The organism is Streptomyces sp. NPDC091376, assembly GCF_044757085.1.
In the GTDB taxonomy this organism is placed as follows: domain Bacteria; phylum Actinomycetota; class Actinomycetes; order Streptomycetales; family Streptomycetaceae; genus Streptomyces; species Streptomyces pratisoli.
This window is the reverse complement of sequence record NZ_JBIVUF010000008.1, coordinates 174,283-200,291: the sequence shown is the minus strand read 5'-3', so window position 1 is coordinate 200,291 and position 26,009 is coordinate 174,283. Positions and strand designations below refer to the sequence as shown.

At 70.3% G+C, this 26,009-nt stretch carries 20 protein-coding genes and 4 pseudogenes; 11 read left to right on the top strand and 13 right to left on the bottom strand.

The window, feature by feature from the left end:
* Positions 1–332: 332 nt before the first annotated feature.
* The 4 genes from kdpB to ACIQMR_RS19485 all read left to right on the top strand — a co-directional run bounded on the left by kdpB (position 333) and on the right by ACIQMR_RS19485 (position 4,540).
* Entirely contained in the window at positions 333–2,495 is a 2,163-nt protein-coding gene (kdpB, locus tag ACIQMR_RS19500; protein WP_401388424.1) for a potassium-transporting ATPase subunit KdpB, read from the top strand.
* 284 nt (positions 2,496–2,779) lie between these two features.
* Positions 2,780–3,589: an SDR family NAD(P)-dependent oxidoreductase gene (locus tag ACIQMR_RS19495; protein WP_401388421.1), complete on the top strand. Its 810-nt coding sequence runs from the start codon at positions 2,780–2,782 to the stop codon at positions 3,587–3,589.
* A gap of 43 nt (positions 3,590–3,632) precedes the next feature.
* Positions 3,633–3,710: a 50S ribosomal protein bL37 gene (locus tag ACIQMR_RS19490; protein ID WP_381951490.1), complete on the top strand. Its 78-nt coding sequence runs from the start codon at positions 3,633–3,635 to the stop codon at positions 3,708–3,710.
* Positions 3,711–3,811: 101 nt separating this feature from the next.
* Positions 3,812–4,540: a GNAT family N-acetyltransferase gene (locus tag ACIQMR_RS19485; RefSeq protein WP_401388880.1), complete on the top strand. Its 729-nt coding sequence runs from the start codon at positions 3,812–3,814 to the stop codon at positions 4,538–4,540.
* 391 nt (positions 4,541–4,931) lie between these two features.
* On the opposite strand, the gene ACIQMR_RS19480 is transcribed toward ACIQMR_RS19485, so the two are convergent.
* The gene (locus tag ACIQMR_RS19480; protein ID WP_401388418.1) at positions 4,932–5,432 is read right to left on the bottom strand and encodes a universal stress protein; all 501 of its coding nucleotides are present in this window, start codon (positions 5,430–5,432) and stop codon (positions 4,932–4,934) included.
* 647 nt (positions 5,433–6,079) lie between these two features.
* On the opposite strand from ACIQMR_RS19480, the pseudogene ACIQMR_RS19475 reads away from it, so the two are divergent.
* Positions 6,080–7,263, top strand: a pseudogene (locus ACIQMR_RS19475) (thiolase family protein).
* A 123-nt stretch (positions 7,264–7,386) separates the two neighbouring features.
* Positions 7,387–7,515: pseudogene (locus ACIQMR_RS19470) on the top strand (AAA family ATPase); the annotation flags it as partial.
* A gap of 246 nt (positions 7,516–7,761) precedes the next feature.
* On the opposite strand, the pseudogene ACIQMR_RS19465 reads toward ACIQMR_RS19470, so the two are convergent.
* The 5 genes and pseudogenes from ACIQMR_RS19465 to ACIQMR_RS19445 form a co-directional block, all read right to left on the bottom strand.
* Positions 7,762–7,962, bottom strand: a pseudogene (locus ACIQMR_RS19465) (SUKH-4 family immunity protein); the annotation flags it as partial.
* A gap of 95 nt (positions 7,963–8,057) precedes the next feature.
* A complete protein-coding gene (locus ACIQMR_RS19460) occupies positions 8,058–8,477 on the bottom strand; it encodes a hypothetical protein (RefSeq protein WP_401388415.1) in 420 nt (139 codons plus the stop codon).
* A gap of 284 nt (positions 8,478–8,761) precedes the next feature.
* Positions 8,762–9,247: a hypothetical protein gene (locus tag ACIQMR_RS19455; protein ID WP_401388412.1), complete on the bottom strand. Its 486-nt coding sequence runs from the start codon at positions 9,245–9,247 to the stop codon at positions 8,762–8,764.
* Positions 9,247–11,847 carry an amidase domain-containing protein gene (locus tag ACIQMR_RS19450; protein WP_401388409.1) on the bottom strand — a complete coding sequence of 867 codons (2,601 nt, stop codon included), beginning with the start codon at positions 11,845–11,847 and terminating at the stop codon, positions 9,247–9,249. The genes ACIQMR_RS19455 and ACIQMR_RS19450 overlap by 1 nt, the downstream gene beginning before the upstream one ends.
* Positions 11,840–12,316 carry a hypothetical protein gene (locus tag ACIQMR_RS19445; RefSeq protein WP_401388406.1) on the bottom strand — a complete coding sequence of 159 codons (477 nt, stop codon included), beginning with the start codon at positions 12,314–12,316 and terminating at the stop codon, positions 11,840–11,842. The genes ACIQMR_RS19450 and ACIQMR_RS19445 overlap by 8 nt, the downstream gene beginning before the upstream one ends.
* A 295-nt stretch (positions 12,317–12,611) precedes the next feature.
* Here ACIQMR_RS19445 and ACIQMR_RS19440 point away from each other — a divergent pair.
* Positions 12,612–12,950: pseudogene (locus ACIQMR_RS19440) on the top strand (transposase); the annotation flags it as partial.
* 268 nt (positions 12,951–13,218) lie between these two features.
* Complete coding sequence (locus tag ACIQMR_RS19435) at positions 13,219–14,613, top strand: MFS transporter (protein ID WP_401388402.1); 1,395 nt, start codon at positions 13,219–13,221, stop codon at positions 14,611–14,613.
* A gap of 69 nt (positions 14,614–14,682) precedes the next feature.
* Here ACIQMR_RS19435 and ACIQMR_RS19430 read toward each other — a convergent pair whose 3' ends face one another.
* The 4 genes from ACIQMR_RS19430 to lnt form a co-directional block, all read right to left on the bottom strand.
* Positions 14,683–16,578 carry a helix-turn-helix domain-containing protein gene (locus ACIQMR_RS19430; RefSeq protein ID WP_401388399.1) on the bottom strand — a complete coding sequence of 632 codons (1,896 nt, stop codon included), beginning with the start codon at positions 16,576–16,578 and terminating at the stop codon, positions 14,683–14,685.
* A 190-nt stretch (positions 16,579–16,768) separates the two neighbouring features.
* Positions 16,769–17,596 (bottom strand): 3-hydroxybutyrate dehydrogenase, encoded by an 828-nt coding sequence (locus ACIQMR_RS19425; RefSeq protein WP_401388396.1) that lies wholly within the window; start codon positions 17,594–17,596, stop codon positions 16,769–16,771.
* 55 nt (positions 17,597–17,651) lie between these two features.
* A complete protein-coding gene (locus tag ACIQMR_RS19420) occupies positions 17,652–18,134 on the bottom strand; it encodes an NUDIX hydrolase (protein WP_401388393.1) in 483 nt (160 codons plus the stop codon).
* Positions 18,135–18,143: 9 nt separating this feature from the next.
* Positions 18,144–19,748 carry an apolipoprotein N-acyltransferase gene (gene lnt, locus ACIQMR_RS19415; protein WP_401388390.1) on the bottom strand — a complete coding sequence of 535 codons (1,605 nt, stop codon included), beginning with the start codon at positions 19,746–19,748 and terminating at the stop codon, positions 18,144–18,146.
* Between the two features lie 186 nt (positions 19,749–19,934).
* Here lnt and ACIQMR_RS19410 point away from each other — a divergent pair, with 186 nt between their 5' ends.
* Entirely contained in the window at positions 19,935–21,047 is a 1,113-nt protein-coding gene (locus tag ACIQMR_RS19410) for an O-antigen ligase family protein (RefSeq protein ID WP_401388387.1), read from the top strand.
* 161 nt (positions 21,048–21,208) lie between these two features.
* Here ACIQMR_RS19410 and ACIQMR_RS19405 read toward each other — a convergent pair whose 3' ends face one another.
* Positions 21,209–21,775, bottom strand: a complete 567-nt coding sequence (locus ACIQMR_RS19405; protein WP_401388384.1) for a hypothetical protein — start codon at positions 21,773–21,775, stop codon at positions 21,209–21,211.
* 145 nt (positions 21,776–21,920) lie between these two features.
* The gene (locus ACIQMR_RS19400; protein WP_401388381.1) at positions 21,921–22,724 is read right to left on the bottom strand and encodes a glutamate racemase; all 804 of its coding nucleotides are present in this window, start codon (positions 22,722–22,724) and stop codon (positions 21,921–21,923) included.
* A gap of 58 nt (positions 22,725–22,782) precedes the next feature.
* Between ACIQMR_RS19400 and ACIQMR_RS19395 the strand changes: the two genes are divergently transcribed.
* Positions 22,783–23,964, top strand: coding sequence for a glycosyltransferase (locus tag ACIQMR_RS19395; protein WP_401388378.1), 1,182 nt, complete (start codon positions 22,783–22,785; stop codon positions 23,962–23,964).
* A 13-nt stretch (positions 23,965–23,977) separates the two neighbouring features.
* On the opposite strand, the gene ACIQMR_RS19390 is transcribed toward ACIQMR_RS19395, so the two are convergent.
* Positions 23,978–25,294: a TerD family protein gene (locus tag ACIQMR_RS19390; protein ID WP_401388375.1), complete on the bottom strand. Its 1,317-nt coding sequence runs from the start codon at positions 25,292–25,294 to the stop codon at positions 23,978–23,980.
* A gap of 251 nt (positions 25,295–25,545) precedes the next feature.
* On the opposite strand from ACIQMR_RS19390, the gene ACIQMR_RS19385 reads away from it, so the two are divergent.
* Positions 25,546–25,998, top strand: a complete 453-nt coding sequence (locus ACIQMR_RS19385) for a DUF6643 family protein (protein ID WP_401388372.1) — start codon at positions 25,546–25,548, stop codon at positions 25,996–25,998.
* Positions 25,999–26,009: the final 11 nt, after the last annotated feature.

The window sequence follows — 26,009 nt, the reverse complement described above, 5'->3', positions numbered from 1 at the left end:
GACGCAGCTGCCATCGCGCTTGATGTGTTCCTGATGCGGCTCGCCGAAATGGCGTCAAGGACACGCAAGTTCGTCCCGCAACGGGCCGTTCGGGTCCGGTCGGTGGATTAGGTTCCATGACCGGCCGCCGGAAACCGGGGACGTCAGTGGCATGACGGGGATCCGGCCGAGTCCATCGGTCAGGTTTCCGGCGAACGACGAGCCACGGCGGTGCCTCGTCCCCTGCCGGCGCACCCGCGAACCGCCTTGTCGCCGCCGCAGCCCCGGCGACGGCAAGGCCCGGCGGCCACCCCGTTCAATCGGCCGGCCGAACCCGTCAGAAGGATTCCGCGATGCATCCCGCCGCGCCCGAGCAGGCGCCCACAGTCCCGGGCACTCCCCCAGCGGCCCCCGGTGCCGGACCGCACCGTCGCCGACGGCGATCCGGCCACGGCGGGCTCTTCGACCCCGTACAGCTGCTGACGTCGTTCCCCGAGGCGCTGCGCAAACTGCACCCGCGGGCGCTGGTCCGCAACCCCGTCCTCTTCGTCGTCGCCGTCGGCTCGGCGCTGACCACCCTGTCCGCGCTGATCCACCCGTCCGTCTTCACCTGGGTGGTCAGCGTCTGGCTCTGGCTGACGGTGATCTTCGCCAACCTCGCCGAGGCCGTCGCGGAGGGCCGTGGCAAGGCGCAGGCCGAGTCGCTGCGCCGCGCGCGTACGGACACCGTCGCGCTGCGGCTGCGCCACTGGCGGTACGGGACGGACCTGGACCGGGCCGAGACGGAGGCTGTCGCCGCGTCGGATCTCAAGCTCTTCGACTTCGTGCTCGTCGAGGCGGGCGAGCTGATCCCTGCCGACGGCGACGTCGTCGACGGCATCGCGGCCGTCGACGAGTCCGCCGTCACCGGCGAATCGGCCCCGGTCATCCGGGAGTCGGGAGGCGACAGATCCGGGGTGACGGGCGGTACGACCGTGCTGTCCGACCGGATCGTCGTACGGGTCACCTCCCGTCCCGGGCACTCCTTCCTGGACCGGATGATCGCCCTGGTCGAGGGCGCGGCCCGGCAGAAGACACCGAACGAGATCGCCCTCAACATCCTTCTCGCCGCCCTGACCGTCGTGTTCCTGCTGGTCGTCGTCACCCTCCAGCCGATGGCCGGTTACGCGGGTGCCGCGCAGTCCACCACCGTCCTGGTCGCCCTGCTCGTCACGCTCATCCCGACCACCATCGGCGCGCTGCTCTCCGCGATCGGCATCGCCGGCATGGACCGGCTCGTGCAGCGCAATGTGCTGGCGATGTCGGGACGGGCGGTGGAAGCGGCCGGTGACGTCAACACCCTGCTGCTCGACAAGACCGGCACCATCACCCTCGGCAACCGGGAGGCGGCCGCCCTCGTCCCGTTCCCCGGTGTCGACGAACTCGTCCTCGCGGACGCCGCCCAGCTCTCCTCGCTCGCCGACGAGACACCCGAAGGCCGTTCGGTGGTCGTCCTCGCCAAGCGGCAGTACGGCCTGCGCGCCCCGGCCGAAGGGGAGCTCTCGCACGCCTGCTTCGTGGAGTTCAGCGCCCGGACCCGGATGAGCGGTATCGATCTGAGCTGGGAGAACGGGGCCGCCTGCCACATCCGCAAGGGCGCCGCCGCGCAGGTGATCGGATGGGTGGAGGGGTACGGCGGGTCCGTGCCCGCCGAGGCCCGTTCCTGGTCCGACGCCGTCTCCGCGGGCGGTGGTACTCCGCTGGTGGTGGCCGTGCATGACTGGGACGGTCCCCGCGTGCTCGGCATCATCCATCTGAAGGACGTCGTCAAGGACGGGATCCGGGAACGCTTCGACGAGCTGCGCCGCATGGGCATCCGTACGGTGATGATCACCGGCGACAACCCGCTCACCGCGCGAGCCATCGCGACGGAGGCGGGCGTCGACGACTTCCTGGCGGAGGCCACGCCCGAGGACAAACTCGCCCTCCTCAAGCGGGAGCAGGCCGACGGCAAGCTCGTCGCGATGACGGGCGACGGCACCAACGACGCCCCGGCCCTGGCCCAGGCGGACGTCGGTGTGGCGATGAACACCGGTACCTCGGCCGCCAAGGAGGCCGGGAACATGGTGGACCTCGACTCCAACCCGACCAAGCTCATCGAGATCGTCGAGATCGGCAAGCAGCTCCTCATCACCCGGGGCGCGCTGACCACCTTCTCCATCACCAACGACGTGGCGAAGTACTTCGCGATCATCCCCGCGATGTTCGCGGGGAGTTACCCCGGTCTCGAAGCGCTCGACATCATGGGCCTGCACAGCCCGACCTCGGCCATCACGTCGGCGATCATCTTCAACGCCCTCATCATCGTGGTGCTGATTCCGCTGGCCCTGCGCGGTGTGCGCTACACCCCGGCCTCCGCCCACGATCTGCTGCGGCGGAACCTGGCCGTGTACGGCCTGGGCGGCCTGGTGCTGCCGTTCGTCGGGATCAAACTGATCGACCTGCTGGTCTCGGCGATTCCGGGGCTCGGCGGCTGAGCCGCGCGACCGTCAGAAGAGCGTCAGGGAAAGGCGCCAGGGCTTGGCCGGGCAGCCGGGGCAGGGTTCGATGGGCGTCGTGAACAGCGAGTGGCTCCTTCTCGACCGGCCGCCGAATACGGCGCCCCGTCGCGTGCCCCGCTGCCCGGAAACGTCCGCCTCCCGCTGACGCCCATTCCGTAGCCCTCGGGGCGCCGTGACTTCGTCCGGCGCCCCTTTTCGCATCCGCACGCCTCTCCCCGCCCTGCGCGGCTCCGAAGCATGCCCTTATCCATGGAAGATCCATGCCTGAATCAGACCTTTCCACCCGCACCGTCCTGGTGACGGGTGCCACCTCCGGCATCGGCTACGAGACCGCCCGGCTTCTCGCCGAGCGCGGCGCGACCGTCCTCGTGCACGGCCGCACCGCCGCCGAGGCGCAGGCCGCGGCCGACGCTCTCGTCGCCACCGCCGGCATCGACGCGGCACGCCTGTGCACGTTCGCCGCGGACTTCACCCGCCTCGAAGAGGTGGAGGCGATGGCGGCCCGGGTGGTCGTCGAGCACCCGCACCTGGACGTCCTCGTCAACAACGCCGCCATCGCCGCGCCCGAGCGCCACACCGTCACCGCCGACGGCAACGAACTCGCCTTCCAGGTCAACTTCCTGGCGCACTACCTGCTCACCAACCTCCTCGAGCGGGCGCTCACCAGCGACCCGGGGGGTCGCGTCGTCAACGTGTCCTCCTCACTGCACCGCACCGCTTCCATCCAGTGGAGCGACCCGAACCGGGCCCGCCGCTACTCCCGGCTGGCCGCCTACGCCCAGTCACAGCTGGCGCTGACCGTCTTCGCCGCCGACCCGCGCGTGACGGCCGTCTCCGTCCACCCCGGCATCTGCGCCACGGACCTGCTCCCCCTCTACGCCCACGACGGCGCGACACCCGCCAAGGGCGCCGCCAACATCGTGCGCCTGTGCGACCCGGCCGTCGAGATCGTCAACGGCGCCTACTACGACCGCGACCGGCGCGTCGAGCCGGCTCCGGGCGCCACCGAGGAACGCACCGTCAAGCGGCTCACCAAGCTCGCGGACGTCCTCGTCCACCAGAACACCTGAACGCCTGAACCGCCTGAACCGCCTGAAGGGAATCCCCACCTCCATGTCCAAGCGCGCACGCAAGAAGAGGGCTCGCCGCAAGAAGAAGGCGAACCACGGCCGCAAGGCCGGCCAGCGCTGACTTCCCACGGGGGCGGCCCACTTCCAGGGCCGCCCCCGTGTCCGAGCATGAGAGGAACGCTCGTGATCTCGCTCGCACCACACCAAGTCCCCTCGCTCACGGTGTGGTTTCCCCCCGGAGCTCCCGGACCCGCCGCGCTGCCCGAGCACGTACGGAGTACAGGTACGGGCAGTTGGTGGGCCGACCGCCCCGTGCGGCCGAGGGCTGTCGCCGTCAGCTGCGCGGACCACGTGCGCTTGGCAGGTGATCCACAGGCCCTCGCCGTGGCGGCCTTGGCGCCGTTCGCCGGCCACTACATCATGGCGCCCTGCCGGTTCCTGCCGCTCCTGGGTTCCTCATTCGACCAGCTGCATCCCTGGGAACGCATGGTCTACACGCACCAGGCTCCGGCACGCACGCCCCGTCCGCCGAGGGGCGTGACCATTCGCCGACTGACGCCCGCGGACACTCAGGCACTTGCCGCGCTGGGCCCGGAACTGGCCTGGATCCATGGCAGTTGGGGAGGTCCTTCGGGGCTCGCCGCCTCCGGACTCGGCTGGGCGGCCTTCCGTAAGGACCGCATCCTGGCCGTGGCCTGCACCTACTTCCTCGGCAGCGCGTACGAGGACATCGCCTGCGGCACCGTCCCCGGTCATCGCCGCAGCCATCTGTCGCTCGCCTGTGTCATCGCTCTCTGCGCGGACGTCAGGGCCCGTGGGCGTACGGCCAGCTGGACCTGCTCGCGGGACAATCGCCCCAGCCGTCTGCTGGCCTGGACCGCCGGATTCCGGCTCGTTCAGGAACACGTTCACTACGCCGCCAGAGTCGACACGGCCAGAATCGCGGCGTAGATCGCGGTGACACGCATGTCCAGGCAAGGGGAGCCTGCTTCGACTCCTTGGTGCGCCGGGTGGCGGCTACCTCCGGGCGAGGCCTCGCCGTCGCTCGCCCGGAGGCGGATCGAGGATCCTCGAAGTGAGCAAGGAGAGCGCCCCGGGCGGGGAGACGTCCGGGGCGTTTCGCCGACGCTATGCCGATGCCTCCCGTGGTTCCGGCACTCCATGACGGGACGCTGACGGCAATGGTCCCGACACTGACGGAACGCTGACGCACCGACCAGAACGTTCTCGCCACTGCGCGGCGCTCAACCAGGCGAGGAATGCGGCCGCCTGACCGGTCAGGCGGAGGAAGGCGTCGGCGGTCGGTGGAAGGCTTGCGCGAACGGTGGCTCCGGCACGAGAGTCACTGCGCCAGCTCGCGGGCGTCGAGAGGCATCCGCCACATGTTGCGGCGATGGACGGCGCCGAGTTCCCCCTGGAGCGGGCTGGGCGGCACCGCGAGGACCGGACAGGGCGCGTGGGCCAGGCAGTACCGGGCCACCGACGGCCGTAGGGCACGGAGCAAGGGGCCGCGCGAGCCCGTGCCGACCACGATGAGGTCTTCGGAGTCACGAGCCGCGTCCACCAGCGCGGCGCCCGGTGTGCCACGTACGGTGAGCCCGGTCGGCGTCACGCCGGCCCGGCTCTCGCCGAATACGGTGTCCAGGATCTCCCGCAATCGTTCGCAAGCCGCGGCTCGGCACTCGGCGAGCAACGACGTGTCGCAGCAGCGGCGGCTGCCGAGCCCGGTCCCGGGCGGCAGCCAGGCCAGCACGACCAACAGCTCCACGTCCCGCGTGCGGGCTTCGGCGGCTGCCCGGTGCAGTGCCGTCAGACTTCCCAGAGTCCCGTTCGTACCCACCACGACTCGTCCTCGCACGGTCCCGCCCTTTCTGCTCGTGGCCCCGTGAGTCCCAGGAGACGGCGGCGGCGCGGCGCCCTGCGCGTTGCTTACGGGCTTCTGACGCGGTGACCGCAGACCATGACAGATTCCTGATGCCGCGCCCCGTCGGTCTTCAGCATGCCGCGCCCCGTCGGCCTTCAACGACGCGTATCGACGGGGCCGACCGCCGTAGGGGTGACGTCAGGAACGGGCCCTCGCGTACGGGGCGCCACCAGCCAGTCCTGTCCATTCGGCCGGCGTCCACCACCTCGCTCCCTCACGGCGGGCCGGCCGTCGGCGGAGTCTCGTTGGCCGGCCGAGACGGCCGAACGATTCGGCCCCCTGCGTACGTCCTGGACGTGGGCGAGGTGCGCGAGCGCTGCGGGACGCACCGGGGCGCCTTCCCCGACGGTGAAGTGCTCCATGCGACCAAGCGTTCCTGTCGAGGGTGATGGTGCGCTGGGTCGAAGAAGAGTCGGTGCTGGAGCAGGGGCGCGGATCTTTGGTGGCGGCCATACCTGCAACCCAGGAGAGGGTTAGCTTTTCAAACTCACGAAGTTATGGTGGATCCGGATGTCCTACTCACCAGTAACGACGCCCCGGTATCACCGGGCAAGGAGGCCGCTACCATGCGTGACGCCGTGATCGTGGAAGCCGTACGGACCCCGGTGGGCAAGGGCAAGCCCAACGGCGCCCTGGCCCATGTCCACCCCGTGGAACTCCTCGCGCACACCCTGCGCACACCCTGCGCACCCTCGTCGAGCGCTCCGGCATCGACCCGGCGCTCATCGACGACGTCATCGGCGGCACCGTCGACCAGGTCGGCGAGCAGGCCATGAACACCACCCGGTACGCCGTGCTCTCCGCGGGCTTCCCCGAGGCCGTGCCCGCGACCACCGTGGACCGGCAGTGCGGCTCCTCCCAGCAGGCCGTGCACTTCGCCGCCCAGGGTGTGCTGTCGGGCGCGTACGACATCGTCGTGGCCTGCGGCGTGGAGTCCATGAGCCGTGTGCCCATGTGGTCGAACGTGCCCGCCGGCAAGGACCCCTTCGGACCCGGAGTCGCCGAGCGCTACCCGGAGGGCCTCGTCCCCCAGGGCATCAGTGCCGAGCTCATCGCGGCGAAGTGGTCACTCACCCGGGAGCAGATGGACGCCTTCGCCGTGTCCTCCCACCACAAGGCAGGGGCCGCGTGGGACGCCGGCCTGTTCGACGCCGAGACGGCCCCGCTGGAGGGCCTCACGCGCGACGAGTCCATGCGGCCGTCCAGCACCCCCGAGATCCTCGCCGGCCTCAAGCCCGCCTACTACGACCCCGGCTTCGCGGAGCGGTTCCCGCAGATCGGCTGGAACATCACCGCCGCCAACGCGAGCCCGATCAATGACGGCGCCTCGGCGGTGCTCATCACCAGCAGCGAGACCGCGGAGCGTCTCGGCCTGCGTCCGCTCGCCCGGCTGCACAGCTTCGCGGTCACGGGCTCCGACCCCATCCTCATGCTCACCGGAGTCATCCCCGCCACCGAGAAGGTGCTGCGCAAGGCAGGTCTGACGATCGACGACATCGACCTCTTCGAGGTGAACGAGGCCTTCTCCAGCGTCGTCCTGGCCTGGCAGCAGGAGACGGGCGCCGACCTCGCCAAGGTCAACGTGCACGGCGGTGCCATCGCCATCGGCCACCCGCTGGGCGCGAGCGGCACCCGGCTCACGACCACCCTGGTGCACGCGCTCCGCGCGCGGGGAGCACGGTACGGCCTGCAGACGATGTGCGAGGCGGGCGGACTCGCCAACGCGATGATCCTCGAGGCGGTCCAGTAGGGCTCCGTCAGGTTGCTCCGGCTCTTGGGGTTGGGCCGGTGGTGGCTGTCTTGGGCAGGGAACGGTGGCAGGTGGTACAGGTGCCGGTCCTACCGTTCAGCAGGCCCTGGCTGGTGTCGAGGATCCGCGAGGAAGGGCTACCGCGTCCGCTGCACGCTGGCCACGAAGCTGGTGAACGAGCTGGTCGAGGCCGCCGACGAGAAGCAGCTGAACAAGACCAGAGGTGCTGCCAGCCGTGCTGCATGCCGCTGTCCAGCTGGCAGTTGCCGACTTCGAGCTGTTCCAGAGCCGAACCGCCGCCGTACGCCGGCTCTGGGACGTCTGGTCCCACCGGCACCAGATCATGCAGACCTCACTCGCTCCGTCGCCTGCATGTAGCCAGCCATCTCCTTGTGCTAGGCGTTCCGGCAGGTCGCGCGAAGCAAATCTGGGTGGTCTACCACATTTCCTCGAGCACTTCCTCGAGCATGCGGTTCCATTCAGACTCGGGTCGTTCAGCGGAGTCGGATCGAATGCGTTGACTGCTTCACGGAACGCGTCGACCAGGTCATCGATATCGGGGGCGGGTTCCTTGTAAGTTTCTACGAGTTTCCGGAATTCGGTCAGGCAGTGTATGAGTGCGGCGATGTCTCGGTGCGCGAGCTGGTAGTAACGCCCGCTTTCCTGGAAGAAGTACACCGCTCCCGAAGAAGGGGGCAAGAGTCACGAGGGCTGCGGGCAGGTGGCCGAGGACCTGCCAACCCCGAGACTTCTCAATGCCGTTGTCAAGCCGCGCAGGTGCTGTGCAGACGGGGCTACGTCGCTGGTTCAACGCTCACCGTGATGGCTCGTCTCCGAAGGTGAACAGCCAGGATCTCCATCTCGACGAGCGTGCCGATGAGCCTTGTCTCGGCGAGTTCCGTTGCCTTCGCTCGTGCTTCGCCCAGGGACAGTTCCTGTGCACTGCGGAGGGCCTGCAGCACAGGAACAAGGCTCGGCACGTCTCCAGACAGGCGAAGCTGCGCCGGCCCGTGCGCTTGCAGCAGAGCCTGTCGAATGTGCTCGGGCGTGACGGGACCGCTGTCTTCCTCGCACCACCCATTCGGGCAGTCCGCGCATTGCCCTTCGGTGCCCCAACAGAGCATGCCGCGGTCGAAGAACTGACCGACATCGCAGGTGGTCGTGCCTCCGCAGGCACTGCACCGGCCTGTGACCTGCACTCCTTGTGTGATCACAGGGATCTCCTCAGCGTCATGGGTCAATGCTGATGGGATCCTCCCTGAGAAGTCGGCTTTGGTCGATCAAGTTCGCGATCGGCGAGAGGTCCTATTGGGCGATTGCTGCTGGTGGCGTGAGTTCGTAGTGCCGCTGGTCTCGGAGAAGTGCCCACACGACACGGGTGGTGATCCTCGGCAGTCCGGGAACGCCGGCTCACTCCGCGCATCGAGGGCATGCAGCAACCGCTGCCCACAAGAGTACTTGTGGGCAGCGGTTGCACTCACGCGTGGGAGGCCGATACCTACGGCTTTACAGGATCACCGTTCCCCAGTGCCAGCCACCACACATCGTCGTTCTGGGTGAGATCCACCATCTGTCGCTGCCCGTCGCGGAAGCGAAGTTCGACGGTAGCCAGACCCGGTGCAACGGGGTCCGATACGACTGCTTCGACCGGCTCATCGGCGTGCATGCCGTGCCTGGAGATCAGGCTCCGTGCCGCCCCCTCCTTGCCGGTGTACCACGGGGCTCCGATACGGGCGAGGTCCGAGGCGTCACCGGCTTGAAGGCGCTGGACGTACACCTTGACGAGCAGTTCGACCTCACGGGCGACCTCCTCCGCCTCGGGGTAGCGGGACTCCACGGGCCGGACCGTCACGTTCACAGCGGGCGCATCCCGCAGTGCGTAGGGGGCGGGCTCGCGGAGCAGCCACCAGGTGGCGCCGGCCAATCCGAGGCACAGGGACAGGACCGCCGCCATGACCCATCTACGTTCGGGAAGTCCGACCATCAGTACCACCCCGGCTTGACGTGGACGATGTCCGCCCATGTGCCCCTCTGGCTGTTGACGTAGACGTCAAGGCGCTGGTTCAGACGGTTGTTGTTGTGTGCGCTCACGTAGGCCTTTCCGTTGGCCATCTTGGTGACGACACCAGCGTGGTCCCATCCGCCTCTGCCGCCCCAGTTGAAGAAGACCACGTCACCGACCTTGGCGTACTTCTGCTTGGTCTCCGTGTTCACCGCACCGTTGCTGTGCCGGGCCAGGAACAGCCGCATCGTGTCGGCAACGGTCCAGGAATGGGAGTTGGTGTAGTAGAAGCCGCCGCCGGAGTGTGGCGGCGCCGCGTGCTTGAGCCGCCACCAGTTGTTCGCACTCTTCTTGTCCTTGTTCACACCCTTCATGCGCATGCCGCCGCCGTGGTAAAGCGCCTTGGAAACGAAGTTGGTGCAGTCCTGACCATACTCATGACGGGAGTTCCAGTGATCCCTCGCCCACTTTGCCGTGCCGCTGGCGTTGATGTTGGCGTACGGCGTGAACTGCCCCGCGTACGGAGAGGGCATGCCAGCCTCGAGAGTGACCGTGCGGCGAGCCACCGTGGCGGCGCTGTCGTCCTCCACGGTGCCGTAGGTCACCGAACCGAGGGCGTCGTCGTCCTTCGCCAGGTGCTGTTCGTACTGCCCGGCGTTCATCCTGCCGCGCAGCACGGGAGCGTCCCCGTCCGAGAAGGTGTAGAGGACGGTCGCCTCGCTCGTCTCCGGGTCAGACGGTGTGTCCGCGAGCGTCCGCTGCTCGCTCACCACGGCACGGACGGCCACCGATCCGTCGACGGCGGTCATCACCAGGGCCTCCGAGAGGGCGGACGTGATCGACGTGTAGGTGAGGCCGTCCGCCTTCAGGGCGTCCCGGGTGTCGACCAGCCAGGACTCTTCCGCCTTCAGCAGCCACGCGTACTTGGCAGCGTTCGGGCGTCCGTTCAACGCGGCCGTTGCACTGTTGTGCGTGCCGGTCGTCAAGGACGCGCCGGCTTCGAGGTATTCGCCGATGGTCTGCGTGTACGTGGCGCTGTCCATCGGGGCACTCAACGGCTGGACCGCCTCGCTCGTGACAGTGTCACTACTGCCGTACGCGTTCGACGCGCTGACCCGGAAGGTGTACGTCGCGGCATTGATGAGGCCGGTGATCACTATGTCCGTGCCGCTTGTCGTCCGCGTGGCCGCCACGGCACCGGAGGAGTCGACGGCCTTTACCTCGTAGCTGAGCACTGTGTCGTTGTACCCGCTGTCCTCGCTGGCACCCCATGTGATCAGGGCCCCCTTGTCCCCGGCGAGGGCGCGGACCGCGGTGGGCGGGGAGGGACGCGTGGGCGCCCCGTACTCGACCGCGAGCGTGGCCGAGGTGAAGCTGATGCCCGCCGTGCTCGGCGCGCTGTCGGGCTTGCGGAGCACCAGGCCATGATTGGCGTTCGCGCCGTCGGTCCAGCCGGTGACGAGGCCGGTGACGTCGATGGTCCACGGCGAGGTGGCCGTCAGGTTGGCCTCCGGGGCCGTGACGGCGTCCAGCTCGCTTCCTGTCCCGGTCGGGACCCAAGCCCCGTTGAGGGCGTGCAGGTCCAGGTCGGGGGTCGTCGCGCTCGACTGGAGCTTGAGCACGGCGTTGGTCACTCGCGCACCGGCCGGGATCTTCGACACGTCGGCCTTGAGGTAAGTGCGCCAGTCCTTGCCCGAGACACTTCCGGCCTTCAGCGCGGTGCTGGTCTCCCCGGCACAGCCCGAGCCGGTGCAGACGGTGGCCTTGGTGAGCGCTAGATCCGCCGAGGTACCGGCGGCCGTCGGGGTCGGCTCCGCACCGGAACCCGCGGCGATCGCGGCCTTCTCGGTCCACGGCGAGCACTTGCCGGCGTAACAGGCTCTCATCGACCAGTTGAACGGGCCGCCGGAAGTGAGACGGTCGGCGGGAACTTGGAAACCGGCGCGCTCGCCGTACGGTACGAGCTGGGTGCCGAGGGTCGTCTGGGTTCCGGCGGCATTGCCGAGCCGGAACTGGGCCTCGACCATGCCGCCGTTGGGCGAGGTGACAAGGCCCGTGACCAGGGGTGAGGAAGTGTCCGTCGCTCCGGCCTGTAGCTGCGTGGGAAGGTCGGCGGGCAGCACGTCGCTCGCGTCGGCCCGGAAGGTCGTCCAGCTGGACCAGGGGGATGTGTCGACACTGTCACTGGTGCGCGCACGCATGCGCAGATGACTGCCGTCCGGCAGTGCAGACGCGGTGGGAATCTGCGTCGTGGCCACAGCACCCGGAGCGAACTCCGCGGTCTTCCCGGTCCAGGTGTAGGTGGTGTCCGCGAAAGCGGGGTCCGGTTCGACCTGGAATTCCGTGATCAGAGCGGACTCGACGTCGCTGTCGTCGACCTTCGCCTGGAGCATGGGTGTCAGCGACCCTGCGGTCGTGAGCGTCGTGCCCGCCTTGAGCGGGCTGACGTTCAACGCCCCGGGAGCTGTCGGCGCGGAGTTGTAGGTGACGATGAGCGACGGCTCGGTCGTCGAGTCATGCGATCCGTCGACATAGTTGGCGGATCGGTATCGGCGCCAGGTGAGAGGGTCGGACTCATTCACGGCTGCCCTGGATGCTCGGTGCAGGGAGAGGCTCGTCCCAGCCGATGCCGAGGGTCCGGTCCCCCTCGTTGACCTCGGCGAGGGGACCCGAACCGCCCCCGGAGAAGCGGATGTCGGCCGCGGCCTGCTTGGGCCGTACGCCCCCGTCGCGGTGGACGAGCGTGGTGTCCACGTCCCGCCAAGCGCCGTCCCCGTCCTTGACTCTCGTCGGCCCAGTGGTGGACTCCTCGGTCACGGAGCCATCGGGGTTGACGTAGGTGGTCGAGCTCTCCGTACGCAGCGCGGTAACCTCCACGCGCTCCCCGAACATGGCCGCGCGCAGGCGCGCCGCGCCGATCGCCGCATGGCCAGAGTCATCCGGCCCTGCCGCCGCCGACGCCACCGGATGAGCGGCAACAGCGGTGGCGGTCCCCGCAGGCGTACCGAGCCCGATGGCCAGGACACCGGCCATTACATAGGCGCCGTACACCAATGTACGGGAAGTGGCAGGTCTATAACGTTTTCTCATGTGTGAGGCCCCCCTCGCGTATGACAGCGTGGGGATCTTCACAGCCTGAGGCGGTAATGTCCACTACAAATCCAGATGCAAGCCACCTGTAGATATGGCGTGAAGGTGCACGTCGCCACGGGTGTCGTTGTCCGTAGTGTGTCTCACCGCAGGATCTCTCGGGTCAGGGCATGCTGGCGCCTTCGTTGGACTGAGTTTGTGGTGTGGGTGACTGTCAGGTTGTGGGGGCGATGGTCACGTCGTGGCCGAGGGCACGCTGGAGGCCAAGTTCCCCAAGGCAGCGGCCCACTTGGACGCCGCCCAGCACGACCTGCTGGCCTTCACCGCGTTCCCGCGTGAAATCTGGCGACAGATCTGGTCGAACAACCCGGAGGAACGACTGAACAAGGAGATCCGGCGTCGCACCGACGTCGTCGGGTTCTTCCCCGACCGCACCGCCGTGATCCGACTCGTCGGCGCGGTCCTGGCCGAGCAGAACGACGAGTGGACCGAGGCCCGCCGCTACATGGGCCGCGAACTCCTCGACAAGGTCCGCCTCCACCCGACCGAGTCAGAAACCGACAACCCGACACTCCCCACCGAACTCACCGCATAGCCTCAGGAAGAGATCACCGCGTGGCCGTCGATACACCATTCCAACGGACGTGACCTCATCCCCAAGATGTCCGAGTTCAACGCAGCGTAGTCAGCACCAAGTCAGCACGGGAGCGGCCCCATTGGAGATCCCACTACCGGCTCCATGGTGGGCGCATGCACTCCGAGGCCCGGAACTATGGTGTCCCACCACATGTGACCCTGACCTGCGGCTTCCTACGGTGTGGCGACACACAAACGTCCCCGCCAACTGTCCGGAAGTGGTGTCCATGGCCGCCCCCGCAACCGCTCCACCAGCTCCCAGCTCGCTCAAGCGCATCGTCGCCGCGAGCCTCATCGGCACCACCATCGAGTGGTACGACTTCTTCCTGTACGGATCAGCCGCGGCGCTGGTCTTCAACAAGCTGTTCTTTCCCGGGTCCGATCCGCTCGTGGGCACCCTGCTGTCGTTCCTGACGTATGCCGTCGGGTTCGCCGCGCGGCCGCTCGGGGCGTTGGTGTTCGGGCACTACGGGGACCGGCTCGGGCGCAAGAAGTTGTTGGTGCTGAGCCTGCTGCTCATGGGCGGGGCGACGTTCGCGATCGGGCTGCTGCCGACGCATGCGACGATCGGCACCGCCGCTCCCGTGCTGCTGACGGTCCTGCGGCTGGTCCAGGGGTTCGCGCTCGGCGGGGAGTGGGGCGGAGCCGTCCTGCTGGTGTCGGAGCACGGGGATGCCCGCCGGCGCGGGTTCTGGGCGTCGTGGCCGCAGACCGGGGCGCCGGCGGGGCAGTTGCTGGCGACCGGTGTGCTGTCGGCGCTGACCGCGCTCCTGTCGGACGCCGCGTTCACCTCATGGGGCTGGCGCATACCGTTCCTGCTGTCCGGTGTGCTGGTGATCGTCGGTTTGTGGATTCGTCTCTCTGTCGATGAGTCGCCGGTGTTCAAGGCAGCGCTGGCGCAGGCCGAGGAGCGCAAAGCGGCCTCCGACCAGGTGGAGAAGATGCCGCTGGTCGCGGTGCTGCGGCATCACTGGCGGGACGTCCTGGTGGCCATGGGCGCGCGTATGGCGGAGAACATCAGCTACTACGTGATCACCGCGTTCATCCTCGTCTACGCGACCACCTCGGCGGGTCTGAGCAAGCAGACCGCGCTCAACGCGGTCCTCATCGCCTCCGCGGTGCACTTCGCCGTGATTCCTCTCTGGGGTGCGCTGTCGGACCGGATCGGGCGGCGGCCGGTGTATCTGATCGGCGCGGTCGGCGTGGGCCTGTGGATGTTCCCGTTCTTCGCGCTCATCGACAGCAAGTCGTTCGGCAGTCTGCTGCTCGCCGTCACGGTCGGGCTGATTCTGCACGGCGCCATGTACGCGCCGCAGGCGGCCTTCTTCTCGGAGATGTTCGCGACGCGCATGCGGTACTCGGGTGCGTCCATCGGGGCCCAGTTCGCGTCGGTCGCGGCCGGGGCGCCCGCGCCGCTGATCGCGACGGCGCTCCTCGCCGACTACGGCAACTCCACGCCGATCGCGCTCTACGTCATCGCCGCCGCTCTGCTGACGGTCGTGGCCATCGCCTGCGCGCGGGAGACGCGCGACCGGGACCTGGCCGACGTGACGGCCGGGCAGAGCGGAGACCGGGATGCCGGGGGCGCGGTGACCGCCGCCGACGCACCGACATCCGCCTGACGGACCGGGACGGCTCCGGGGCCGCGTGGACCGTACGCAACGGTCCACGTGGCCCTGCCGCGTTTCCCGTCAGCGCGCGACAGCCGCGGATATCGCGTGCAGCCGCAGCGCCAGCTGGATCTCCAGGGCGCGGGACGGCGACTGCCAGTCCTCGCCGAGGAGCCTGCCTATGCGCTCCAGACGCTGGGCCACCGTGTTGACGTGGACGTGCAGTTCGTCCTTCGTACGGGCCGGGCTCATGCCGCTCGCGAAGTACGCGTCGAGCGTGCGCACCAGATCCGTGCCGCGCCGCTCGTCGTAGTCGGCGACCGGTCCGATCGTCCGGTGGACGAAGCCCTCGATGTCGCCGGTGTCGGCGAGCAGCAGTCCCAGGAAGCCGAGGTCCTGCGCCGCCGCTCCCTCTCCGGACCGGCGCAGCAGGCGCAAGGCCTCGACACAGCGCAGCGCCTCGGCGTAGGCCGCCGCCACCGATCCCTGGGTACCGGCGGGCGCGCCGACCGGGGCGGAGGCGCCGACGGTGACCGGCTCGCGCAGGGTGCCGCCGAGCTGCTTGGCGGTCTGGCGCGCCAGGTCGGTGGCACTGTCCCCGCGGCCGAGGGGCAGCAGCAGGACCGTGCCGCCGTCGCGGGCCGCGGCGAGGCCGTGACGGGTGGCCGCGAGATGCGAGGCCGCGGACCACAGACGCTGGCGGTCGGCGGTGGCCCGGTCCGTGCCACCGGCGTCGGGCGTGGCGTCGATCCGGGCGGCGAGCACGACATGCGGTGCGTCGAGGTCGGCGTGGAGCCGGGCCGCGCGCTCACGCAGCAGGTGCGGGTCGCGTCCCGGTGCGTCGAGCAGGTCGTCCAGCAGCTCTCCGCGCACGCGCTGTTCCGCCTCGCCCGCCGAGCGACGGGCCAGCAGCAGGAGCGAGGTGACCAGCGCGGCCCGCTCCAGCGTGCGCCGGTCGACGGGGTCGAGGGCGGGGTGGCCGCGCAGCACGAGCGCGCCCAGCAGCTCCCCGCCGGCCGACACGGCGGCGACCCAGTCGTCCCCGTTTCGTACGGCGTGGCCGTCGGCGTCGCCGAGTTCCAGGGCGGCGAGCGCGGGGGTGCCTGGGTCGGCGAACTCGACGGTTCCGTCGAGGACTTCGGACACGGCGGCGGCGACGTCATGGACTCCGCCGCCGCGCAGGACCAGTTCGGTGAGCCGGTCGTGCACGTCCGAGGCCCGCTCGATGACGGCGCTGTGGTCGCGGATGATCGCGTTGGCCCGCTCCAGCTCGGCCAGCGCGGTCCGGGTCTCGGCGAGCAGATTGGCGGTGTCGATGGCGACCGCGGCGTGGGCGGCGAACGAGGCGAGCAGCGCGACCTGTTCCCGCTCGAAGACCCGGGCGCGGCGGTCGGCGGCGAAGAGGACGCCGATGACCTGGCTGCCGAGCATCAGCGGCACACCGAGGATGGCGACGAGGCCTTCGTCCCGAACGCCCGAGTCGATGGTGCGGGTGTGCTGGAAGCGTTCGTCGTCGAAGTAGCTGTCGGTCACATACGGTCGTGCCGTCTGGGCGACGAGTCCGCCGAGCCCCTCCCCCATGCCGAGCCGCAGCTGCTGGAAGCGGGCCGACACCGAGCCCTCGGTGACCCGCATGTACGTGTCTCCGGCCGCCGGGTCGTTGAGGCTGAGGTAGGCGACCTCGGTGCCGAGGAGGGACCGGGCGCGCTGGACTATGGCCCGCAGCACGGCGTCGAGGTCGCGCAGGCCGGACAGGTCGTGCGCGGTCTCGAACAGCGCGGACAGCTCCGCCTCCCGGCGGCGTCTGCCCTCCAGCTCGGCCCGCACGCGCAGCGCGAGCTGTTTGGCCTGCTCCAGGCCGGACAGCGTCTCGGGGCCCGCGCCGCTCGCACGGGCGAGCAGCACGGGCCTGTCGTACGCCTCCGCGGCGGCGCCGCGTGCGAGGAGCTCCAGGTAGGAGAGCTGATCGTGGGACATGGTCAAAGGGATACCTGCCGTGCCGGGGGTCCCGCCAGCCCCTGTGGACGACGCGGCCCATGTGGACAACTCCGTCACCCGCCCCCGGGCGGAACCTGCCTTCCGCGGACCTCTTCGCGGGCCTCGCGGACCGCATCGCCGGACCGCATCGCCGGACCGCATCGCCGGACCGCGTCCGCCCGGAACCGGCTCAGTGCGCGGTCCAGCCGCCGTCCAGAACGAATGAGGTGCCGGTGACGAACGACGCCTGCGGCGTACAGAGGTACGCGACCGCCTCGGCGACCTCCTCCGGCTCGATGAGCCGCTTCAGCGCGGAGTCCTTCAGCAGCACCTCGGTGAGGACCCGCTCCTGCGGAATGTCATGGGCCGCCGCCTGGTCGGCGATCTGCTTCTCGACCAGTGGGGTGCGGACATAGCCCGGATTGACACAGTTGGAGGTGACCCCATGGGCGGCTCCCTCCAAGGCGGCGGTCTTGGAGAGGCCTTCCAGCCCATGTTTGGCAGCCACATAAGCGGACTTGAAGGCCGAGGCGCGCAGCCCATGCACGGACGACACATTGACAATTCGGCCCCACCTCTGTGCGTACATCTGCGGGAGTGCGCCTCTGATCAGCCGGAAGGGAGCTTCGAGCATCACGGTCAGAACGGTGTGGAAGACCTCCGGCGGGAACTCCTCAATGGGGCGGACGAGTTGCAGCCCCGCGTTGTTGACGAGTACATCGGTCCCCGCGGCGGCGTCCTCGGCCGCGTCGAGGTCGGTCAGGTCGAGGACATGGGGTTCGACGGCGCCCGCCAGTCCCATGCCGAGGGCCTGCTCGACGAGCGTGTCGAGCCCGGCCGGCTCCCGGTCGACCGCCCTGACCTTGGCCCCCGCGGCCGCGAGCCGCAGCGCACAGGCTCGGCCGATCCCGCCTGCCGCCCCCGTGACGAGGGCGGTGCGGCCGCCCAGGTCGAGAGCGACGGACGGCCGGCCGGCGGAGGGGACGGGGTGAGGGGCGGGACCCGGGTTCATGGTCATGTTCCGCACCCTAGGGACACCGCAGACGCCGACCGATGTGGTCAGCGCCCATAGTTCAGTCAGTCGCCGTGGAGTCGAACCACGTCGGGCCATCGGATAGTGCCTGCTTGATCCGGAACAGGGCGAACTCCTGGAGTTCGGGCAGCGCGTCCACGGAGAACCAGCCCACCTCCAGGGACTCCTCGTCGTTGACGCGCGCCTCGCCTCCCACGGCCCGGCAGCGCAGGCACACGTCCATGAACTGACACTGGTCGCCGTTGGGGTACGTCACCGGCTTCGCGAAGGTCTCGACCAGCACGATCCGCTCGGGGACACAGCGCACGGCGGTCTCCTCGTACACCTCCCGCACGGCCGCCGCCGCCGGCTGCTCGCCCGGCTCCGGGATACCGCCGATGATCGACCAGTTACCGGTGTCGGCGCGTCTTCCCAGAAGCACCCGTCCGTCGTCGTCGAGGACGACGGCGCTGACTCCCGGCAGAAAGAGCAGTTGGTGGCCGGCGGTGGCCCGGATCTCGCGGATGAAATCGGGAGTACCCATGCACCGACCCTAACCGGCGCAGGCCCGGCGCTCTCGGGCACGGGCGTAGCCGGCCGTTCCCAGGGCGCCGAGGGCGAGCGCCACGAGGAGGCCCTCGGGCAGCGTGCCCATCCGTGTCGCGGGGGTCAGGGAGGAGCGCAGCGGCACCTCGGCGACCAGCGCGTCCGGGGTGAACATCCTCGTCTGCTGGACGATTTTCCCGTCCGGCCGGATGATCGCGCTGACACCGCTGGTGACGGGCACGACGACGGCCCTGCTGTGCTCGACGGCCCGTACGCGTGACATCGCCAGCTGCTGGTAGGTCATCTCGCTGCGCCCGAAGGTCGCGTTGTTGCTGGGTACGGAGATGAGCTGGGCACCGTGGGTGACGGTGTCCCGCACCGCCCAGTCGAAGGCCGCCTCGTAGCAGGTCGCGAGTCCGACCTTGGTACCGGCGAGATCGAAGACGCCCACCTTGTTCCCGGGGCCGAAGTCCCGGCGCACCCGGTCGACGTCCGAGCTGAAGAGGCGGACGAAGGACCGCATCGGGATGTACTCGCCGAAGGGCTGGACATGGCGCTTGTCGTACGTCGCGACCGGTCCTCGCTCCGGGTCCCAGGTGATCAGCGTGTTGCGGAGCGGACCGGTCTCGGGCGTCAGCACGGCCCCGATCACGGTCGGTACGCCGATCGCCCGCACGGCCTGGTCGATCACCAGCCGAGCGTCGCCGTTGCGGTACGGGTCGAGGTCCGAGGAGTTCTCCGGCCACAGCACGAAGTCCGGCTGGGCCACCTTGCCCGCCGCGACGTCCCTGGCGAGCTGCTCGGTGCGGTGTGCGTGGTTGTCGAGGACCGCACGGCGCTGCGAGTTGAAGTCCAGGCCGAGGCGCGGCACGTTGCCCTGGACCGCCGCGACGGTCGCCGTGCCGTCCTCGGCGGAGTCGTCGACGAGGGGCAGTGCGGCGAGCGCGGCGGTGACGGGGACGAACACGGTGAGCAGGGCGGCCGCGAGCGGTCCGCGGGGCAGTTCGCCGCTCCTGCGCTGGTCACGGACACGGCGCGTGGTCTCGTACAGACCGAACCCGCAGAGGACGACCGCGAAGCCGAGGACCGGAGTCCCTCCCACCGCGGCGAGCGGCAGGAACAGGCTGTCCGCCTGGCCGAAGGCGATCTTGCCCCAGGGGAACCCGCCGAACGGCACCCGCGCGCGGACCGCCTCGCCCAGGATCCATACGGCCGCGCCCCACACCGGCCACAGAGGGAGCCGCGACACGAGCGCGATGCCCACACAGAAGACCGCGACGAACAAGGCCTCGACGGCGGCGAGTGCGAGCCACGGAACGGCGCCCACCTCCTCGCCCGTCCAGATCAGCAGGGGCAGCAGGAAGCCCAGGCCCGAGAGGTACCCGAGCCCCAGCGCGGCCCGCGGTCGCCGGCCGTGGAGACACCAGCCGAGCAGCGCGAAGCCGGGCAGTACCAGCCACCACAAGGGGCGCGGGGGGAAGCTCAGATAGAGCAGCACGCCGGAGAGCACGGCAGCGGCGGGCCGTGCGAGCCGCCGAAGCAGCCGCCCGGCCCGGTCGCGCGCAGGAGGGACGGGCTGCTTGGTCTCGGCGGGGGTGATGGTGGCGCTCACCTGGCGGAGTCTACGGCGGAACGGAGCTGTCCCGTCAGCCCGGCCGGGCCGCCCGGGAGCGCTCGGACGTCCTCCCACCAGCACACGGCCGCACGATTGCTGTGCAATCCATCCACAAAACACCGCTCTGCCGTTACGGTGTGCGCCAGTGTGGTGGGTGGGGCACGCCACGGGTCGGGGGACGGTATGGCAGCACCGGCGGACCGGTCGGCCGCGCGGGAACGTTCGATCACGGCAGGCCTCGGGCACCGTGACGAGCCAGGGGATCTCCGGGAGCACGGGGGCGCACCGGATACGGCCGGCGTGATCCTGCTCGGCTGCTGTGCGGCATGGGCACTGATCAGCGCGGCGGGCCGGGAGGCACGCCCCGAGGGGGTGCTGCTTGCCGTGCTGGCCGTCGCGGCCGGCTACGCGTGCGGACGGATCTGCGGATCGCTGCTCCCTGTGGCGGGCACGGTGGTCGCCGCGGCCGGAGCGCTCGCGCTGGCCGTCGCCGAGCAGCACGGCGCGGTGACCGGTCTGGGGCCGGCGCCTTCCGGACACGCTGGGTCGGCGGCGGCGCTGTTGGTGCTGTCGGCAGGAGCGGCCTGCTGCGCCGCCACCGCCGTACGCCCACCGGCGGCACGCCTGCTGCTGTGGCTTACGGCCGTCGCGGCGGCCGGCACGGCCCTCGCCTGGGGGTCGGCATCGGGCTGCGTGGCGGCGACCGCAGTGGTCCTGTGCGCGCTGGCAGCGGGCCGCACGCACCGACGGCTGCCGGCGCTCGCCGGTTTCGCGATGGCGGCCGCGCTGGTGGCCGGGGCCTGCTGGGCGATGGCCGAGGACGCGCTGCCCCGATGGTTCACCGGCCCGTTCGAGGACCGACTGGGCGCGGACCGGATGCTGCTGTGGCAGGACGCGGCCGACCTCGCGAGGGCGCACCCGGTGCTGGGCGCGGGCCCTGACCGGTTCGGCGAACTGAGCCCCGCCGCGCAGTTGTCGCTGGTTCCCGACGGCACCCCGCATTCGGCCGCGCTCCAGCAGGCGGCGGAGCAGGGCCTCGTCGGAGTGCTGCTGCTGGGCGCGCTGTACTGCTGGATGCTGTACGGGCTGTGGCGCTCGCCCAGGCCCACCCCGGTGGTGCTGAGTGCGGGTGCCGCGCTGACGGCACTGGCGGCCCTCGCGACCCTGGGCGACGCGCTGAGCCTCACTCCGGTCACGGCGGGGGCGGGGCTGCTGGCGGGCCTGGCCATGGCGCGTCCGGCGCCGGAGTCGTCCGCGCCGGCCACCGGCATGACGTCCGGCAGTGGCACCCGATGACGACGCCGGTGGCGCCGGCCCCGGCCACGCGGGTCACGGGCGCGGATCGCGGGTCACGGGTCGTGGGCACGGGTCACGGGCACGGGTCACGGATCGCGTGGGCTGCGAGCCCTCCTCGGACCCGCCTCCTCAGACCTCACCCTCCTCGGACCCCGCCCTGCTCATATCCCGGCCGTCGTCGTCCCCGCCGAAGCCCCGGGCCGCATGTGGTCGCGAATCACCCGGACCGCCGTCTCGGCGTCGTCCACCGTGACCGTGAAGGTGCGGCCGTCGCCGAGAGTGAGCACCATGCCCTCGCCCTTGCGCACGATGACGGCGGTGCCCTTCTCCGGGCGCCAGCGGCAGCCCCAGCCACCCCAGTGGCACGGCGTCACCTTGGGTACGAACTCGGCGCCCACGACCTGAGTGAGCGGAATTCTGCGACGGGGCACTCCCATGTGGCCGCAGCGCACTTCCATGGCGTCCCTGTCGACCCGTACCGCCACATGGACGAAGGCGAGTGTCCCGAAGAGCATCAGCAGCCCGGCCGCGACACAGCCGATGACCGACATCAGCAGGGCGATGACGCCCGACGTCCAGGGTGAGTCGACGGCCAGCTCGATGCCGAGCGCCATGCAGGCCGCGCCGGCCACGGCGAGCACCCACTGGAGGCGGTTCGTCGCACGACCGGTCCAGAGTGCGGGCAGTGGCTCTACGGCCTGCCCCTTGCCACGGGGGTGGTCCGTCATGCTCGCAGCGTACTCACGTTCCGCTCCGTGGGCACTGCCTCGTCCGGGTCCGCCGAGGATGCGGAGAGCGGCTCCCGATCACCGCGCTCGGCCTGGTGGGCACGGGCATGGACGGCTCCGGGGACCGGTCCTGTCGGCGGGCGCCTCAGCGCGTGGGCGTGACTGGATTCACCGCGCCCAGCGATCGGCCCTCCGCATACGCCTTGGCGGCCGCGGGAAGCTCCGACTCCCGCCCGCTGAGCAGCACCGTCAGCAGGCCGCTCGACGTGGCGGCAGGCGCGGGAGCTGCGCCGATACGGCGCAGCGCCTGCGCCGCGACGGCACCGGCGGAGCCGTGCAGCACGAGAGGTGCGAGCCCTTCGGGACGGCCCTCGCAGACGGCGGCGCGGATGCGCTCGGCGACCAGTTCGTAGTGGGTGCAGCCGAGGACGACCGCGCATGCGTCCGAAGGAGTGAGTGCGGCCGCGGCGGCCACGGTCCGGTCGATGGCGGTCTCGTCCGCCTCCTCCACGGCGTCGGCGAGCCCGGGGCAGGGCACCTCGGTGACCTCGGCTCCGTCGGCGAAGTCACGGATGAGCCCGCGCTGGTAGGGGCTGCCGGTGGTGGCGGGGGTGGCCCAGATGGCGACGCGGCCGCCGCCCGCCGCCGCGGGCTTGATGGCGGGCACGGTGCCGATGACGGGCAGCGCGGGCTCCAGTTCGGCACGCAGTGCGGGCAGCGCGTGGACGGAGGCGGTGTTGCAGGCGACGATCAGTGCGTCGGGGCGGTGTGCGGCCGCGGCCCTGGCCACGGTGAGGGCCCGCTCGGTGACTTCTTCCGGGGTCCGCGGGCCCCATGGCATCCCGTCGGGGTCGCAGGAGAGGACGAGATCCGCGTCCGGCCGAAGCCGGCGCACCGCCGCGGCCGCCGCGAGGAGGCCGATTCCGGAGTCCATGAGCGCGATCTTCACCCGGTTACCCTAGCCGACGGCCCTTGCGGTCCCGCCCGTGTGGGGCACACTGCGGCGAATGAGCACCCTTGCGTGGATCGCCCTGGGTTCCCTGGCCGCCTGGCTGTGGCTGCTCCTCGGGCAGGGCTTCTTCTGGCGTACGGACCAGCGGCTGCCCCGGCGTACGGCGCCGGACAGCTGGCCGTCCGTCGTGATCGTCGTACCGGCCAGGGACGAGGCGGCCGTGCTGCCCGAGAGTCTGCCGTCGCTGCTGCGGCAGTCCTATCCGGGTGAGGCCGAGGTGGTCCTCGTCGACGACGGCAGCAAGGACGGTACGGGCGATCTGGCGCGCAAACTGGGCGAGCAGTACGCGGGGCTGCCGCTGACCGTGACCTCGCCGGGTGAACCGGAGCCGGGCTGGACGGGCAAGCTCTGGGCGCTGCGGCACGGCATCGAGTTCGCGCGCACCCGCCGTCCCGAGTATCTGCTGCTGACGGATGCCGATATCGCTCATGAGCCGGACAGCCTGTGCGAGCTGGTCGCGGCCGCGAAGACGCAAGGCCTCGATCTGGTGTCGCAGATGGCGCGGTTGCGGGTGGCCACGGGCTGGGAGCGCCTGGTCGTGCCCGCCTTCGTGTACTTCTTCGCCCAGCTCTACCCGTTCCGCTGGATCAACAAGGAGCGGGCATGGGCGACGGCGGCGGCGGGCGGGTGTGTGCTGCTGCGTACGGACACGGCCGAGCGGGCGGCGATTCCGGACTCGGTGCGCCAGTCGGTGATCGACGACGTGGCGGTCGCGCGGGCGGTGCGCCGGGCCGGCGGCCGGGTCTGGCTGGGCCTCGCGGAGCGGGTGGACAGCGTGCGTCCGTACCCCCGGTTCGCCGATCTGTGGCGGATGGTGTCGCGATGCGCGTACGCCCAGCTCCGGCACAGTCCGCTGCTGCTGGCCGGGACGGTGGCGGGGCTGGCGGTCGTGTATCTCGCGCCGCCCTTCGCGGTGTACGTCGCGGTGAGGGCGGATGCGCCGGGGGACGCGGTGGCGGGCTGGGTGGGGCTGCTGGCGTGGGCGGTGATGGCCGGGACGTACATCCCGATGCTGCGCTACTACCGGCAGACCCTGTGGCTCGCTCCGCTCCTCCCGTTCACTGCTCTCCTCTATCTGCTCATGACAGTCGACTCGGCGGTGCAGCACTACCGAGGGCGTGGTGCGGCCTGGAAGGGACGTACGTACGCCCGTCCCGAAGCCGCACCCGATCGCTGACGCCCGGCGTAGGTCATTTCCTGCCAGGTGTCCAGTTCATGCCCCACCCATAGGCGTAATCGATGGTGCGCTGGGGGCTCACTCCGCGCTCCGGTACCAGATAGCGCGCCTCGCGCTGGACGATGAGGTCCCCGTTCTGGTTGGTGATCAGGGCGAGGGCACAGACCGTGGAGGGGACGGTGCACTCGTCCAGGGAGAACTCGATGGGCGCGCCGTGCTGCGGTGTGAGGGTGACCGTGGCGTGGAGATCGGCGAAGCTGCGGGCTCCTTCGTAGACGGTGACGAAGATGACGACGCGGCGGAGCTCGTCCTTGCGGTCGAGGTTGATGGTGAGGTTCTCGCCGGTGGCCACGGCTCCGGTGCGGTCGTCGCCGTCGAGATGGATGTACGGGGGCTGGTGGAGCGAGCCGTAGGCGTTGCCGAGGGCCTGGACGACTCCCTTGCGGCCGTCCGTGAGTTCGAAGAGGGCGCACAGGTCGAGGTCGAGATCGGCGTGCATGGCCACAGCCCGGCCCAGCTTGGCGCCCCAGCCCTTGAACTGCTTGCGCACCTCCCAGTTGAGATTGACCCGCATCGCGCCGGACGTGCCGCCCTGCTTGCTGAGCGAGACGGTCGGCGACTCCTTCGTCAGGGTGACCTTGGTCAGGCGTACGGGCGCGGAGGGAGGCGCGGTGGGAGGCGCGGACGGGGTCACGGGCGCCGGGGCAGCCGTGTGCGCCGGGGTGTACGCCGGAGCCGCCGCAGCGGGAGGCGTCATGGGAGCGGGCGGAGCCACGGGTGCCTGGGACGCCGCCTGCTGGGGTTCGTCGACCGTGATGCCGAAGTCGCTCGCGAGGCCTTCGAGTCCGCTGCCGTATCCCTGTCCGACGGCACGGAACTTCCACGCCCCCTGGCGCCGGTAGAGCTCGCCGAGGATGAAGGCGGTCTCGACCGTCGCGTCCTCGCTGTCGTAGCGCGCGATCTCCGTGCCCGCGGCGGCGTCGAGGACGCGTACGTACAGTCCCGGCACCTGACCGAAGCTGCCGCCGTCCGCGGAGGCGGCGACGACGATCCGCTCGATGGCGGGTTCGACGCTCCCCAGGTCGACCGTGAGCCGGTCGGTCGTCCCGTCGCCGGTGGCGCTCTTGCCCTCGTGGCGCACCGCGCCCGAGGCGTGGTCCGGCTGGTTGTAGAAGACGAAGTCCGCATCGGAGCGGACCTTTCCCGATCCCGAGTCGAGCAGCAGCGCCGACGCGTCGACGTCCGGCACCCCGCTTCCGGAACGCCACCCCAACTCGACATGAACGTTCAGCGCGGGTACTGGAACATTGGATCCTTTGAGCATGGACATCCTCGCCCCCATCGCGGGTCCTCGTGCCCGGTGACATGTGTGCGGACAACCTAGCCCCGGCGCCGCCCGAACACCTCGGGCGACCCGTGGGTAACCCCTTCTCAGCTTGCCCTTTACACGATCTAGACGACTTGGGACGACCGTTTTTCCCGGGTTCGCTCGGATTGGGGAATCCCAGTCACAAGTAACACGTCAAACAACCCTCTTATCGGGCTCCCCAACCAGCACATCGTGGGCTTAACTTATGTGCCATGACCTCCCCCCGCTCCACCTACGGTGGCGGTTACTACTCCGCGCCGTACTTCCCCGACACCCCGATCTACGACTCCCTCGTCGCTGAGCGGGGCACGCCTCAGATCGCACCGATCCGAGTGCCTTCCGCGTACGAGACCGGCAACAGCTATCTGCCGGCTCTGCCCGCGGCCCTGCCCGCTCTCCCGGCGGCCCCTTCGCACCCCAGCCCTTCCTACGGTTACCCGCAGCCGATGCAGCAGCCCGTTCCGCTGCAGCAGGCCGCGCCGCCGTACATCCCCCAGCAGCCGACCGGCCCGCGCGGCTACCCGGGCGCCCAGCCGCAGCCCATGCCCCGCCCGGGCGCAACCGGGTACGAGGCGATGCGGCCGGCCGCGGCACCGCGTCCGATGCCCACGCCCGCCCCGTACGAGGACCCCTACAACCGTCCGTACCAGGGCGGCGGCTACTGAGCGGCCACTGA